Origin of the sequence: Photobacterium sp. S4TG1 (genome assembly GCF_036040035.1) — a bacterium.
In the GTDB taxonomy this organism is placed as follows: Bacteria; Pseudomonadota; Gammaproteobacteria; order Enterobacterales; family Vibrionaceae; genus Photobacterium.
The window spans coordinates 32585-46047 of sequence record NZ_JAYXUH010000020.1; the positions used below are offsets into that span (position 1 = coordinate 32585).

Annotated in this window: 14 protein-coding genes; all 14 read left to right on the forward strand. The window is 43.0% G+C overall.

Annotated elements, in window-relative coordinates; all coding sequences use genetic code 11:
• Positions 1-414: 414 nt before the first annotated feature.
• The 14 genes from mnmG (at position 415) to glmU (ending at position 13433) form a co-directional block, all read left to right on the forward strand.
• Positions 415-2304, forward strand: a complete 1890-nt coding sequence (gene mnmG / locus VXS03_RS17700; RefSeq protein WP_080159053.1) for a tRNA uridine-5-carboxymethylaminomethyl(34) synthesis enzyme MnmG — start codon at positions 415-417, stop codon at positions 2302-2304.
• Between the two features lie 10 nt (positions 2305-2314).
• Positions 2315-2935, forward strand: coding sequence for a 16S rRNA (guanine(527)-N(7))-methyltransferase RsmG (gene rsmG / locus VXS03_RS17705; RefSeq protein ID WP_327765203.1), 621 nt, complete (start codon positions 2315-2317; stop codon positions 2933-2935).
• 17 nt (positions 2936-2952) lie between these two features.
• Positions 2953-3747: a ParA family protein gene (locus VXS03_RS17710; RefSeq protein ID WP_080159055.1), complete on the forward strand. Its 795-nt coding sequence runs from the start codon at positions 2953-2955 to the stop codon at positions 3745-3747.
• Positions 3748-3755: 8 nt separating this feature from the next.
• Positions 3756-4655 carry a ParB/RepB/Spo0J family partition protein gene (locus VXS03_RS17715; RefSeq protein ID WP_327765204.1) on the forward strand — a complete coding sequence of 300 codons (900 nt, stop codon included), beginning with the start codon at positions 3756-3758 and terminating at the stop codon, positions 4653-4655.
• A 175-nt stretch (positions 4656-4830) separates the two neighbouring features.
• Positions 4831-5220, forward strand: coding sequence for a F0F1 ATP synthase subunit I (locus VXS03_RS17720; RefSeq protein ID WP_080159057.1), 390 nt, complete (start codon positions 4831-4833; stop codon positions 5218-5220).
• 8 nt (positions 5221-5228) lie between these two features.
• Complete coding sequence (gene atpB, locus VXS03_RS17725; protein WP_080159058.1) at positions 5229-6032, forward strand: F0F1 ATP synthase subunit A; 804 nt, start codon at positions 5229-5231, stop codon at positions 6030-6032.
• Between the two features lie 66 nt (positions 6033-6098).
• Positions 6099-6356: a F0F1 ATP synthase subunit C gene (atpE, locus tag VXS03_RS17730; RefSeq protein ID WP_012551447.1), complete on the forward strand. Its 258-nt coding sequence runs from the start codon at positions 6099-6101 to the stop codon at positions 6354-6356.
• A gap of 82 nt (positions 6357-6438) precedes the next feature.
• Positions 6439-6909: a F0F1 ATP synthase subunit B gene (atpF, locus tag VXS03_RS17735; RefSeq protein WP_080159059.1), complete on the forward strand. Its 471-nt coding sequence runs from the start codon at positions 6439-6441 to the stop codon at positions 6907-6909.
• A gap of 16 nt (positions 6910-6925) precedes the next feature.
• Positions 6926-7459 (forward strand): F0F1 ATP synthase subunit delta, encoded by a 534-nt coding sequence (gene atpH / locus VXS03_RS17740; protein WP_327765205.1) that lies wholly within the window; start codon positions 6926-6928, stop codon positions 7457-7459.
• Positions 7460-7475: 16 nt separating this feature from the next.
• Entirely contained in the window at positions 7476-9017 is a 1542-nt protein-coding gene (gene atpA, locus VXS03_RS17745) for a F0F1 ATP synthase subunit alpha (RefSeq protein WP_327765206.1), read from the forward strand.
• Positions 9018-9062: 45 nt separating this feature from the next.
• On the forward strand, positions 9063-9929 hold the full coding sequence (atpG, locus tag VXS03_RS17750; protein WP_080159062.1) for a F0F1 ATP synthase subunit gamma: 867 nt from the start codon (positions 9063-9065) through the stop codon (positions 9927-9929).
• A gap of 32 nt (positions 9930-9961) precedes the next feature.
• Positions 9962-11368 carry a F0F1 ATP synthase subunit beta gene (atpD, locus tag VXS03_RS17755; protein ID WP_080159063.1) on the forward strand — a complete coding sequence of 469 codons (1407 nt, stop codon included), beginning with the start codon at positions 9962-9964 and terminating at the stop codon, positions 11366-11368.
• A 17-nt stretch (positions 11369-11385) separates the two neighbouring features.
• The gene (locus VXS03_RS17760; protein ID WP_327765207.1) at positions 11386-11808 is read left to right on the forward strand and encodes a F0F1 ATP synthase subunit epsilon; all 423 of its coding nucleotides are present in this window, start codon (positions 11386-11388) and stop codon (positions 11806-11808) included.
• A 266-nt stretch (positions 11809-12074) separates the two neighbouring features.
• Positions 12075-13433, forward strand: coding sequence for a bifunctional UDP-N-acetylglucosamine diphosphorylase/glucosamine-1-phosphate N-acetyltransferase GlmU (glmU, locus tag VXS03_RS17765; protein ID WP_327765208.1), 1359 nt, complete (start codon positions 12075-12077; stop codon positions 13431-13433).
• Positions 13434-13463 lie beyond the last annotated feature (30 nt).

The window sequence follows — 13463 nt, forward strand, 5'->3', positions numbered from 1 at the left end:
AGTTACTCAATTAGTAATCCTATTTAATGCTTTTATCTGTGGATAACAATGGATCTAAACGGTGATCAACCCATAGTTATCCATTTAATAACTTATATAGCCCTGACCTCCTGTGTATAAGTAGCTATTTTGATCCCAGCCTATCCTCTGGAAGATCCAAGCTACTCCACAACAAATGATCATCTATAAATGCATGATCATAAGGATCATTTAGCGGTTATCCACACGATCAGTGGATCCTAATAGTAGATCTAATAGAAGATCTCTTTAAAAAGATCTTATATATATTTAAGAGACGTAAATGGCCGATCAAATGATCTTGATGAAAGATTCTCTCTTGCCAAGAAACAGGATAGAATGTCCGCCCTTTGCTCTAGTTAACTCACTGGCTATTTAAATACCTGAGGAAGTTTCATGTTTTACCAGGAAAAATTTGATGTCATCGTTGTGGGTGGTGGTCACGCCGGTACCGAAGCGGCACTGGCAGCTGCCCGAATGGGACAAAAAACCTTACTATTGACCCATAATATCGATACGTTGGGCCAAATGTCGTGCAACCCAGCTATCGGCGGGATCGGGAAAGGACACCTGGTTAAAGAAGTTGATGCCCTTGGTGGCTTGATGGCGCATGCTATCGATAAAGGCGGAATCCAATTCCGTACACTCAACTCTTCCAAAGGCCCAGCAGTTCGGGCAACACGTGCGCAAGCAGATCGTGCACTTTACAAAGCAGCAGTACGTAACGTATTGGAAAATCAGCCTAATTTAATGATTTTCCAACAAGCTGTAACTGATTTAATTGTTGAAAATCATCGCACAACCGGTGTGGTGACTGAAATGGGTTTAAAATTCCATGCAAAAGCTGTGGTATTAACCGTCGGTACATTCCTTGGCGGTAAAATTCATATCGGTTTAGAAAACTACAGTGGCGGTCGTACAGGTGATCCTGCATCAAATGCACTAGCGGATCGTCTTCGTGAATTACCTTTACGTGTTGATCGCTTAAAAACGGGTACACCACCACGTATCGATGCACGCACTGTTGATTTAAGTATTCTTGAAACCCAACATGGTGATAATCCAACCCCAACATTTTCTTTCATGGGGAAACAATCGGATCATCCTCGTCAAATTCCATGTTTTATCACTTACACCAACGAGCGTACGCATGAGGTTATTCGTAATAACCTTGATCGTAGCCCGATGTATGCTGGTGTTATTGAAGGTATTGGCCCACGCTACTGCCCTTCAATTGAAGATAAAGTAATGCGTTTTGCGGATAAAAACAGTCACCAAATCTTTATTGAGCCTGAAGGCTTAACCACCAATGAACTGTATCCAAATGGTATTTCTACAAGCTTACCATTTGATGTTCAAATGCAAATTGTGCGTTCAATGAAAGGATTTGAGAATGCGACAATTATGCGACCTGGTTATGCGATTGAGTATGATTTCTTTGACCCGCGCGATCTGAAACAAACTTTTGAAAATAAATACATTGATGGATTGTTCTTTGCGGGACAGATCAACGGTACTACCGGCTACGAAGAAGCAGCTGCTCAAGGCTTGATGGCTGGTATGAACGCCGCTCTTCAAACACAAGATAAAGAAGGTTGGAGTCCACGCCGTGATCAAGCGTACATGGGCGTATTGATCGATGACTTATCAACTATTGGTACTAAAGAACCGTACCGTATGTTTACTTCTCGTGCGGAATACCGCTTGTTGTTACGTGAAGATAATGCTGATTTACGCCTAACACCAATGGGCCGTGAATTAGGTCTAGTGGATGATGAGCGTTGGGCGCGTTTCAATCAGAAATTAGAAAATATGGAACAAGAACGCCAACGTTTGAAAGAGATTTGGGTAAATCCAAACTCGAATCATATTGAAAGTTTAAATAAGATCCTCAAGTCGCCGATCGTTCGTGAAGCTAATGGTGAAGATCTTCTTCGTCGTCCTGAAGTCACTTACGAACAATTAACGACAATTGAAACGTTTGCACCTGCACACGAAGATATTGAAGCGCGTGAGCAAGTTGAAATTCAGATTAAATACCAAGGCTATATTGATCGCCAACGTGATGAAGTAGAAAAGTCATTACGCCATGAGACCACTAAACTGCCGTTTGATCTTGATTACAGCTTAGTGAAAGGTTTATCAAACGAAGTTGTGATTAAGCTTAATGACGCTAAGCCTGAATCTGTGGGTATGGCATCACGTATTTCAGGTATTACACCAGCGGCTATTTCATTATTGTTGGTATATTTGAAAAAACACGGTTTGCTTAAAAAAGGCGAATAAGGGCTAGATAATGAAACAACGTTTAATACAACTTATCGCTCAAACTGACCTACAGGTCACAGAACAACAACTCGATCAATTGATTGGTTATGTGCAACTGCTGCATAAGTGGAATAAAGCGTATAATTTGACTTCTGTGCGTGATCCTAATGAAATGTTAGTTAAACACATTATGGATAGCATTGTTGTTAGCCAATATTTAGATGGTGAGCGTTACATTGATGTGGGTACTGGTCCAGGTTTACCTGGAATTCCATTAGCGATTATGTGCCCTAATAAATCATTTACGCTGCTAGATAGCTTAGGTAAACGAATTCGATTTATTCGCCAAGTTATCCATGAGCTAAAAATTACCAATGTTACTGCTGTCCAAAGTCGTGTTGAAGAGTTTGATCCTGGTGAAGGTTTTGATGCGGTATTAAGTCGCGCCTTTGCTTCAATGTCAGACATGGTTAATTGGTGTCACCATTTACCTAAATCAGGCGGTCAGTTTTTCGCCCTTAAAGGTCAGTATCATCAGGATGAAGTCTCAGATTTACCTGAATGGTGTACAGTTGTTGAAGTTAAATCTTTGCAAGTACCTGAACTTGATGGTGAACGTCATTTAGTTGTTTTAACGGCAAAAGATTAATTGTTGAGGTTTTTTTTGTGGGAAGAATCATAGCTGTTGCAAATCAGAAAGGTGGTGTTGGTAAAACAACATCGTGTGTCAATCTGGCTGCTTCATTGGCTGCGACACAGCGTAAAGTATTAGTGATCGATCTCGATCCTCAAGGTAACGCTACTATGGCCAGTGGTGTCGACAAATACCAAGTCGAATCTACTGCTTATGATCTTCTTGTAGAAGAAACCCCATTTAATCAAGTTGTTATTAACGAAACCACGGGGGGCTATCATTTGATAGCCGCTAATGGTGATGTAACCGCCGCTGAAATTAAATTGATGGAAGTGTTTTCTCGTGAGACGCGATTACGGAATGCACTAGCGCCAGTCAGAGATAATTACGATTATATTTTTATCGATTGTCCACCCTCTTTAAACTTATTAACAATCAATGCGATGACTGCGGCTGATTCTGTGTTAGTGCCGATGCAGTGTGAATATTTTGCCCTTGAGGGCTTAACTGCATTGATGGACACCATCAGCAAATTAACCGCGGTTGTTAATAGTGACCTTAAAATCGAAGGGCTATTACGGACTATGTTTGATCCCCGTAATCGACTTTCAAATGAAGTATCACAACAGTTGAAAAAGCATTTTGGGGATAAAGTTTACCGTACTGTTATTCCTCGTAATGTTCGTCTTGCTGAAGCACCAAGTCATGGTCGCCCAGCAATGTATTATGACAAATATTCTAGTGGTGCTAAGGCGTATTTAGCGCTGGCCGGTGAAATGATTCGCCGTGATGAATTAGCACTACAAGCCCCCCAGGTTGAAGCGTAAGGTTTTCCATGAATTTCAATAAACGAGGCTTGGGCAAAGGCCTTGATGCCCTATTAGCCACCAGCAATGTTGCTCAAGCTAAAAAACAACAAAGTGATAACAACGCATCACAACAGGCTGCCGTTGATGGTGAATTACGTCAGATTGCAGTTACCGCACTTAAATCAGGTCAATATCAGCCTCGTAAAGCAATGGCTGCTGATGCATTAACTGAATTAGCCGATTCGATTCGTGCCCAAGGTGTGATTCAACCGATTGTTGTACGTCGTCTTGATAGCCAAAGTTATGAAATTATAGCGGGTGAACGTCGTTGGCAAGCTGCCCGTCAAGCGGGACTACAGGTTGTACCTTGTATTATTAAAAATGTTGATGATCGTGCTACGGTTGCTATTGCGTTGATTGAAAATATTCAACGTGAAGACCTTAATGCTATCGAAGAAGCGCGGGCGTTAGAACGTTTACAACAAGAGTTTTCATTAACTCATCAACAAGTTGCCGATGCGGTGGGTAAATCTCGTGCTGCTGTTTCTAATTTATTGCGATTGAACCAATTATCTGATGCAGTTAAACAATTGGTTGAGCAAAAACAACTAGAAATGGGTCATGCAAGGGCTTTATTGGCCTTAGATGAGCAACAACAGTTAGCTGCTGCACAAATTATCATCAATAAGTTGTTAACTGTGCGTGAGGCTGAAAAGCTAGTAAAAACACTCTTAAATCCAACTGAAGCGCCAGCAAAGCTAGCTCCGCAGCCACAAACCGTGGCATTACAGCTAAGTTTGAGTGAACGTTTTGGTACCAAAGTTGCCGTAAACCAAAATAAAAATGGTAAAGGCAAAATTGTTATTAACTTTGATCAACAAGATAAACTAACGCAAATTCTTGCAATGCTTGGTCACGATTTGTGATCTAGTCGCGAGAATTCTTAATTCAAGCGTTATGTGAAAGTTGATGGGTTATTTTGTTGTAAAATATAAATGTTTTTTTGCTGCAATAAGATTGCATTCAATCTATTCAGCCGTATAATTTTCGCTGTATTTCCCTGCACTCATGTGTCGTGGAATGGACTCGAGGAACGAATACATGGTATCGGCGCTAGTAAAACCGGGACGCCAATTGGCAAAGCGGTTGCTGTTACTACAATCTGGCGTCGTAGTAGTTACGGCATTAACGGCAGTCTTCGCTGTCAATGTTGACTGGGGAATCTCTGCACTTATCGGTGGTGGTATTTTTGTAATTGCCAATGCCGTATTTGCTATGTGTGCGTTTATGTACAGTGGTGCCAGGAAGGCACGATTAGTCATGGCGTCATTTTATGGCGGAGAAGTGCTCAAAATCCTCATTACAGTCATCCTTTTTGCCGCAGCTTACCTGTATAAAGGGGTGGAACTTGTTCCCCTCCAACTAACCTATTTGCTGGTCCTTGGTATTAATATTTTTGGACCGGTTTTATTCATTAACAACAACAAATAGGATGAGTTATGGCTGCGCCAGGTGAAGCGCTAACGCCGTCAAGCTACATAACCCACCACTTAACTAACTTATCGACTGATAAGCTTGGTTTAGCGAGTGAAGGTAGTTTCTGGACGGTAAATATCGACAGCCTTATTTTTTCTGTCTTAACCGGATTATTCTTTTTATGGGTATTTCGTAAGGTAGCAAAACAGGCGTCATCAGGAGTTCCAAGCAAGTTACAATGTTTTGTGGAAATGATTGTTGAATTCGTTGATACCAACGTTAAAGATACTTTCCATGGCCGCAATCCACTTGTTGCTCCGTTAGCACTAACCATTTTCTGTTGGATTTTACTGATGAACATCATGGACCTTGTGCCAATTGATTTTCTTCCGTATGCCGCACAAAGTGTTGGAATTCCTTATTTGAAGGTAGTTCCAAGTGCTGACGTTAACATCACTATGGCAATGGCGTTAGGTGTATTCGCATTGATGATTTACTACAGCATCAAAGTGAAAGGTCTACTCGGCTTTGCAAAAGAACTGGCTCTTCACCCGTTCAATCACCCAGTAATGATTCCATTTAACTTACTACTTGAAGTGGTATCGCTGATTGCGAAGCCAATTTCTTTAGGTATGCGTTTATTCGGTAACATGTTTGCTGGTGAAGTGGTGTTTATTCTTATCGCGGCGTTGATGCCGTGGTGGGCTCAATGGCTAGGCTCGGTACCGTGGGCTATTTTCCACATCCTGGTCATTACAATTCAAGCATTCGTATTCATGATGTTAACTATTGTGTACCTGTCTCAGGCGCATGAAGACAATCATTAACGATTATTTGTAAATTTTAGATTTTTTATTGGCACTTTAGCCGACAACTATAAACTGGAGATAGTGATGGAAACTTTACTAAGCTTTTCTGCAATTGCCGTGGGCATTATTGTAGGTCTTGCTTCCCTTGGTACAGCGATCGGCTTCGCAATTCTTGGTGGTAAATTCCTTGAAGGCGCTGCACGTCAACCTGAAATGGCGCCAATGCTACAAGTTAAGATGTTCATCATCGCAGGTCTATTGGACGCCGTTCCAATGATCGGTATCGTAATCGCGTTGCTATTCACATTCGCAAACCCATTTGTTGGCCAACTAGCTGGCTAATAAACCGCTGTGATCAGCCTTTCTCAAGAAGGCTGACTCCAGAGTAAATGGACCCTAGCAACCCTTTTTAAGGAGATGCGTTGTGAATATGAATGCAACTTTGCTGGGTCAGGCTATCGCTTTCTTCTTCTTTGTCGTGTTCTGCATGAAATATGTATGGCCGCCAATTATGGAAGCGATTGAAGAACGTCAGAAAAAAATTGCTGACGGTTTGGCAGCAGCAGATCGCGCTGCCAAAGACCTGAACCTTGCACAAGCTAATGCTTCTGATCAATTGAAAGAAGCGAAACGCGCCGCGAGTGAGCTGATTGAACAGGCAAATAAGCGTAAAGCTCAAATTGTTGATGATGCGAAAATTGAAGCCCAAGCTGAGCGTGAGAAGATTCTTGCTCAAGGTCTGGCTGAAATTGAAGCTGAACGTAATCGTGCTCGTGATGAGTTAAGAAAACAAGTTGCAACTCTAGCTGTGATTGGCGCTGAGAAGATCATTGGTCGCTCCATCGATATGGAAGCGCAAACTGATATTCTTAACGAACTCACTGCAGAACTGTAATTAAAGGGGCAAGCACATGTCGGATATGACTACTATCGCACGCCCCTACGCTAAAGCAGCATTTGACTTTGCGGTCGAGAAAGGCGAACTAGCACAGTGGGCAGAAATGCTAACTTTTGCTGGCGCTGTGGCAACCAATGACACTATGCAAGATATTCTTGATAGTGGCTATGCCGCTGACAAGCTCGCTGAAATTTTTGTTTCAGTGTGCGGTGAGCAACTCGACGAATTCGGCCTTAACTTAATTAAAGTAATGGCTGTAAATGGACGCCTCAATGCGCTACCTGATGTCTGTGGTGAATTCATGCTGATGAAACATGAGCATGAAAAAACTATCGAAGCTATGGTGACTTCTGCCATTGTTCTTGATGAAAGCCAGTTAGATGCGATCAGCGCCAAACTTGAGCAGCGTTTAGCACGTAAAGTGATGTTGACCTGCAGTGTAGACGAGACCCTGATTGCTGGGGTCGTAATTAGAGCTGGAGACCTTGTTATCGATAACTCTGTACGGGGAAAATTGAACCGTCTGAGCGATACTTTGCTGTCTTGATTTGGGGAATTGGAGCATGCAACTTAATTCCACGGAAATTAGCGCACTGATCAAACAACGTATTGAAAACTTCAACGTTGTAAGTGAAGCGCGTAACGAAGGTACTATCGTTTCTGTAAGCGATGGTATTATTCGAATCCATGGCCTTGCTGACGTAATGCAAGGTGAAATGATTGAACTACCTGGCGGCCTGTTCGCTTTAGCACTTAACCTTGAGCGTGACTCTGTTGGTGCGGTAGTTATGGGCCCTTATGCTTCGCTACAAGAAGGCATGAAGGTAACCGGTACTGGTCGTATTCTTGAAGTACCTGTTGGCCCGGCACTACTTGGGCGTGTTGTGAACACCCTAGGTCAGCCTATTGATGGTAAAGGTTCAATTGAAACAGAGACATTCTCTCCTGTTGAAGTAATTGCACCAGGTGTAATCGATCGTAAATCTGTTGATCAACCAGTACAAACTGGTTACAAAGCAGTGGATGCGATGATTCCTATCGGTCGTGGTCAGCGTGAGCTGATTATCGGTGACCGTCAAACGGGTAAAACCGCGATGGCTATCGATGCCATCATCAACCAGAAAAATTCTGGTATCTACTCTGTGTATGTGGCTATTGGCCAGAAAGCTTCAACGATTGCGAACGTGGTTCGTAAACTTGAAGAGCACGGCGCATTGGAAAACACCATTGTTGTGGTTGCATCTGCTTCTGAAGCGGCAGCACTACAATACCTTGCACCTTACTCAGGTTGTGCAATGGGTGAATACTTCCGTGACCGTGGCGAAGATGCACTGATCGTATACGATGACTTGTCTAAACAAGCCGTTGCTTATCGTCAAATCTCACTATTGCTGAAGCGCCCACCTGGCCGTGAAGCATTCCCAGGTGATGTTTTCTACCTTCACTCTCGTCTTCTTGAGCGTGCATCACGTGTTAGTGAGCACTACGTTGAGAAATTTACGAATGGTGAAGTGACAGGTAAAACAGGTTCTTTAACTGCGCTACCTATCATTGAAACCCAAGCTGGTGACGTATCGGCGTTCGTACCGACCAACGTTATCTCTATCACTGATGGTCAAATCTTCCTACAAACAGAACTGTTTAACGCCGGTATTCGTCCTGCGGTTGATCCAGGTATTTCTGTATCGCGTGTAGGTGGTGCTGCCCAAACTAAAGTTATCAAGAAGCTTTCTGGTGGTATTCGTACTGCCCTAGCACAGTACCGTGAACTAGCAGCGTTTGCTCAGTTCTCGTCAGACCTTGATGATGCAACCAAGAAGCAACTTGATCACGGCCAAAAAGTGACTGAGTTGATGAAGCAAAAGCAATACTCGCCAATGTCTGTATTTGAGCAAGCTATTGTTATTTTTGCTGCCGAAAAAGGCTTCTTAGGCGATGTTGAACTTGCCAAGTTAGCTGATTTCGAAGCTGCGTTGCTTTCATTTGCCAAAGGTCAATTTGCTGAGTTAGTAGCTCAAATTGATGAAACGGGTGCTTATAACGATGAGATCGAAGCGCAGTTCTCGAAACTGCTGCAAGATTTCAAAGCGACCCAAACTTGGTAATTGGTGGGTGATCGCTTAGCGATCACCTTCTAACGGAGAGTGACGATGGCCAGCGCAAAAGAGATTCGTAATAAGATCGGTAGTGTTCAAAATACACAGAAGATCACCAAAGCGATGGAAATGGTGGCTGCTTCTAAAATGCGTAAAACGCAAGAAGCGATGGAGTCATCACGCCCATACGCACAAACTATGCGCAAAGTGATCGGTCACCTCGCCCTTGGTAGCCTTGAGTATAAACATCCTTATCTCGAAGAGCGTGAAGCCAAGCGCGTCGGTTACATCATTGTTTCTACTGACCGTGGTCTGTGTGGTGGTTTGAATATTAACTTGTTCAAACAAGCCATTAATAATGTTCAGACTTGGACTGAAAAAGGTGCGGAAGTTGATCTTGCGCTAATTGGTGCGAAAGCAACGGCCTTTTTTAATAACTACGGCGGTAACGTAACGGCTCAAGTTTCAGGCCTTGGTGATTCACCAACGGTTGACGAGCTGATCGGTACAGTTGGCGTAATGCTAAAGAAATATGATGAAGGTCAATTAGATCGCTTGTATCTGGTATACAACAAGTTTGTAAATACCATGGTGCAAGAACCGGTGATTGATCAATTGTTGCCTTTGCCTAAGTCAGAAGACGAAGAGATGCAGCGCAATCATTCTTGGGATTATATTTATGAGCCCGAGCCTAAACCTTTACTTGATGCTTTATTGGTTCGCTATGTTGAATCACAAGTGTATCAAGGCGTGGTTGAAAATCTTGCTAGTGAGCAAGCGGCACGAATGGTAGCAATGAAAGCTGCAACAGATAACGCAGGTGATCTTATCGATGACTTGCAACTTGTGTACAACAAAGCCCGTCAGGCGGCGATCACACAAGAATTATCAGAAATCGTTTCTGGTGCATCTGCTGTTTAAGGCAAAGAATTAATAAGTTTAGAGGATTAACGATGGCTACAGGTAAGATCGTCCAGATCATTGGTGCAGTAGTCGACGTAGAGTTTCCACAGGACTCTGTACCCAAAGTATATGATGCCCTACATGTTGATGCGAAAGAAAAAGGTACGTTAGTACTGGAAGTTCAGCAGCAACTTGGTGGCGGTGTTGTGCGTGGTATCGCAATGGGTACTTCTGATGGCTTACGTCGTGGTTTGTCTGTAGAAAATACAGGCCGCCCTATTGAAGTACCAGTGGGTACGGCAACACTAGGACGTATCATGAACGTTCTAGGTCAACCCATTGATGAGTGTGGTGAAATCGGTGAACAAGAGCGTTACGCTATTCACCGTCCAGCGCCAAGCTATGAAGAACAATCAAATGCAACCGAGCTACTAGAAACAGGCGTTAAGGTTATCGACCTTATCTGTCCGTTTGCTAAAGGTGGTAAAATCGGTCTGTTTGGTGGTGCCGGTGTTGGTAAGACCGTTAACATGATGGAGCTTATCAATAACATCGCCCTACAACACTCAGGTTTATCAGTGTTTGCTGGTGTGGGTGAGCGTACGCGTGAAGGTAACGATTTCTACTTTGAAATGCAGGAAGCTGGGGTTGTTAACCTTGAGAAGCCTGAAGAATCTAAAGTAGCAATGGTTTACGGTCAGATGAACGAGCCTCCAGGTAACCGTCTACGTGTTGCTTTGACAGGTTTAACCATGGCTGAGCGTTTCCGTGATGAAGGTCGTGACGTACTGTTATTTATCGATAACATCTACCGTTACACCCTTGCGGGAACAGAGGTGTCAGCACTATTGGGTCGTATGCCTTCTGCGGTAGGTTACCAGCCAACACTTGCTGAAGAGATGGGTGTGTTACAAGAACGTATCACATCAACTAAGTCAGGCTCTATCACATCAGTGCAGGCGGTATACGTCCCTGCCGATGACTTGACTGACCCATCACCAGCAACAACGTTTGCTCACCTTGATGCAACAGTTGTTTTATCTCGCCAAATCGCATCGCTAGGTCTATACCCTGCGATCGACCCATTGGATTCAACATCTCGTATGCTTGATCCATTGGTAGTAGGTCAAGAGCATTACGACGTTGCGCGTGGTGTTCAAAGTTTACTACAACGTTATAAAGAGCTGAAAGATATCATCGCAATCCTAGGTATGGATGAGCTATCTGAAGAAGATAAGCAAGCTGTATCTCGTGCGCGTAAGATTGAACGTTTCCTAACACAGCCTTACCACGTAGCAGAAGTATTTACCGGTTCTCCTGGTATTTACGTATCACTAAAAGATACGTTACGTAGCTTTAAGGGTATTTTAGCTGGTGAATACGACGATATCCCCGAGCAGGCATTTATGTACTGTGGTGCGATTGAAGACGTATTAGAAAACGCCAAAAAACTGTAAGCTAATTAGGAGGCGATATGGCAGCGATAACCTTTCACCTGGATGTTGTCAGTGCAGAGAAACGTTTGTTTTCTGGCCGTGCTGAAAGTATTCAAGTAACAGGTAGCGAAGGTGAGCTCGGTATTCATGCCGGTCACACGCCGTTGTTGAGTGCGATTACTCCAGGTATGGTACGTATTATTAAGCAAGGCGGCAAAGAAGAGGTGATTTATCTCTCTGGTGGCATGCTTGAAGTACAACCTGGTATCGTAACTGTACTTGCTGACACTGCTATTCGTGGTATTGATTTAGATACTGCGAAAGCTGAAGAAGCAAAACGCCAAGCTGAAGAGAGAATTCATAATCAGCATGGTGATATCGATTTTGCCCAAGCAGCCAGTGATTTAGCAAAAGCAATTGCTCAGTTACGCGTTATTGAATTGACGAAACGCTCACGTTAATCATTAAATAATTGCATAATAAAAAGCGGCCCTAGGGTCGCTTTTTTTATCGTTGCTCTCTATGTTGTTAACTAATTAATAACGCCCATATATGGTTGCCGTTAGTGTGGCTTATTTTTAAATATGTATAAATAAAAGCTATTCATAACGAGTTTTTTTGTTGGTTATTTTTTAGTTAAAATATGCAAATCATTCTTAAACCGATGTGCATCTACAGGTACAATAGGAATATATAAACTTTATATGCATTCAGAGGAATATTTGTCATGAGCTTTAGTGCTGTGATTCTTGCCGCGGGAAAAGGCACCCGTATGTACTCTAACTTACCCAAGGTACTTCATACCCTTGCTGGTAAGCCAATGGTTAAGCATGTTATCGATACATGTGATGATATTGGTGCAAATAGCATCAGCCTTGTTTACGGTCATGGTGGCGATACCATGCAGCAAGTACTAGCCAAAGAAAATGTTAATTGGGTACTACAGGCTGAACAATTAGGTACTGGGCATGCGGTAAACCAAGCAGTGCCGAATCTTGCTGATGATGAGAAAGCATTAATTTTATACGGTGATGTGCCATTAATTAGTGCGCAAACATTAGAAAACCTGCTTGATGCGCAACCAAGTGGCGGTATTGCATTACTGACCGTTGTGCTTGATGATCCTGCTGGTTATGGCCGTATTGTGCGCCGTAATGGTCCTGTTGTAGCGATCGTTGAAGAAAAAGATGCAACGGAAGAACAAAAGCTAATTAAAGAAGTTAACACGGGTGTGTTGGTTGCCAATGGTGGTGATCTTAAGCGTTGGTTAGCTTCACTTAAGAACGAGAACGCTCAAGGTGAATATTACTTAACTGATATTATCGAAATAGCACATAATGAAGGTCGTGCTGTTGAAGCTGTACACCCTGCGTTAGCGATTGAAGTTGAAGGGGTGAATAACCGAGTTCAACTGGCGCGTCTTGAGCGTGCATTTCAGAGTATGCAAGCTGAACGCCTATTAGAACAAGGCGTGATGCTTCGCGATCCAGCACGATTTGATTTACGCGGTGCACTACAATGTGGAACTGATGTTGAAATCGATGTGAACGTTATTATTGAAGGTAGCGTAAGTATTGGTGATAACGTGGTTATCGGTGCTGGTTGCGTGCTAAAGAATTGTGAAATTGATGATAACAGTATCATTAGTCCTTACAGTGTAATCGAAGGTGCGACTGTTGGTGAAATGTGTACTGTGGGACCATTTGCACGTCTACGTCCAGGCACTGAACTATTAACTGGTGCACATGTGGGTAATTTCGTTGAAATGAAGCAAGCACGTTTAGGTCTTGGTTCTAAAGCGGGCCACCTAAGCTATTTAGGTGATGCTGATATTGGCGCAAACGTAAATATCGGTGCGGGTACTATTACCTGTAACTATGATGGTGCTAATAAATTTAAAACAGAAATTGGCGACGATGTGTTTGTAGGCTCAGATACTCAGTTGATCGCACCAGTTAAAGTTGCTGCTGGTGCAACCATTGGTGCTGGCTCAACCATTAACCGTAATATCGGTGAAGATGAACTAGTGATCACGCGTACTCCAGCACGTACGATTAAAGGTTGGAAACGTCCAACTAAAAAATAGGCTTATTCTTTAGCTGAAAAAATGTCAGTT

Excerpts from the sequence above, each read along its gene's own strand:
- rsmG (WP_327765203.1), top strand. The coding sequence starts at position 2,315 with ATGAAACAACGTTTAATACAACTTATCGCTCAAACTGACCTACAGGTC.
- atpE (WP_012551447.1), top strand. The coding sequence starts at position 6,099 with ATGGAAACTTTACTAAGCTTTTCTGCAATTGCCGTGGGCATTATTGTA.
- atpG (WP_080159062.1), top strand. The coding sequence starts at position 9,063 with ATGGCCAGCGCAAAAGAGATTCGTAATAAGATCGGTAGTGTTCAAAAT.
- atpH (WP_327765205.1), top strand. The coding sequence starts at position 6,926 with ATGTCGGATATGACTACTATCGCACGCCCCTACGCTAAAGCAGCATTT.
- VXS03_RS17715 (WP_327765204.1), top strand. The coding sequence starts at position 3,756 with ATGAATTTCAATAAACGAGGCTTGGGCAAAGGCCTTGATGCCCTATTA.
- atpB (WP_080159058.1), top strand. The coding sequence starts at position 5,229 with ATGGCTGCGCCAGGTGAAGCGCTAACGCCGTCAAGCTACATAACCCAC.
- VXS03_RS17720 (WP_080159057.1), top strand. The coding sequence starts at position 4,831 with ATGGTATCGGCGCTAGTAAAACCGGGACGCCAATTGGCAAAGCGGTTG.
- atpD (WP_080159063.1), top strand. The coding sequence starts at position 9,962 with ATGGCTACAGGTAAGATCGTCCAGATCATTGGTGCAGTAGTCGACGTA.
- atpA (WP_327765206.1), top strand. The coding sequence starts at position 7,476 with ATGCAACTTAATTCCACGGAAATTAGCGCACTGATCAAACAACGTATT.
- glmU (WP_327765208.1), top strand. The coding sequence starts at position 12,075 with ATGAGCTTTAGTGCTGTGATTCTTGCCGCGGGAAAAGGCACCCGTATG.
- mnmG (WP_080159053.1), top strand. The coding sequence starts at position 415 with ATGTTTTACCAGGAAAAATTTGATGTCATCGTTGTGGGTGGTGGTCAC.
- VXS03_RS17760 (WP_327765207.1), top strand. The coding sequence starts at position 11,386 with ATGGCAGCGATAACCTTTCACCTGGATGTTGTCAGTGCAGAGAAACGT.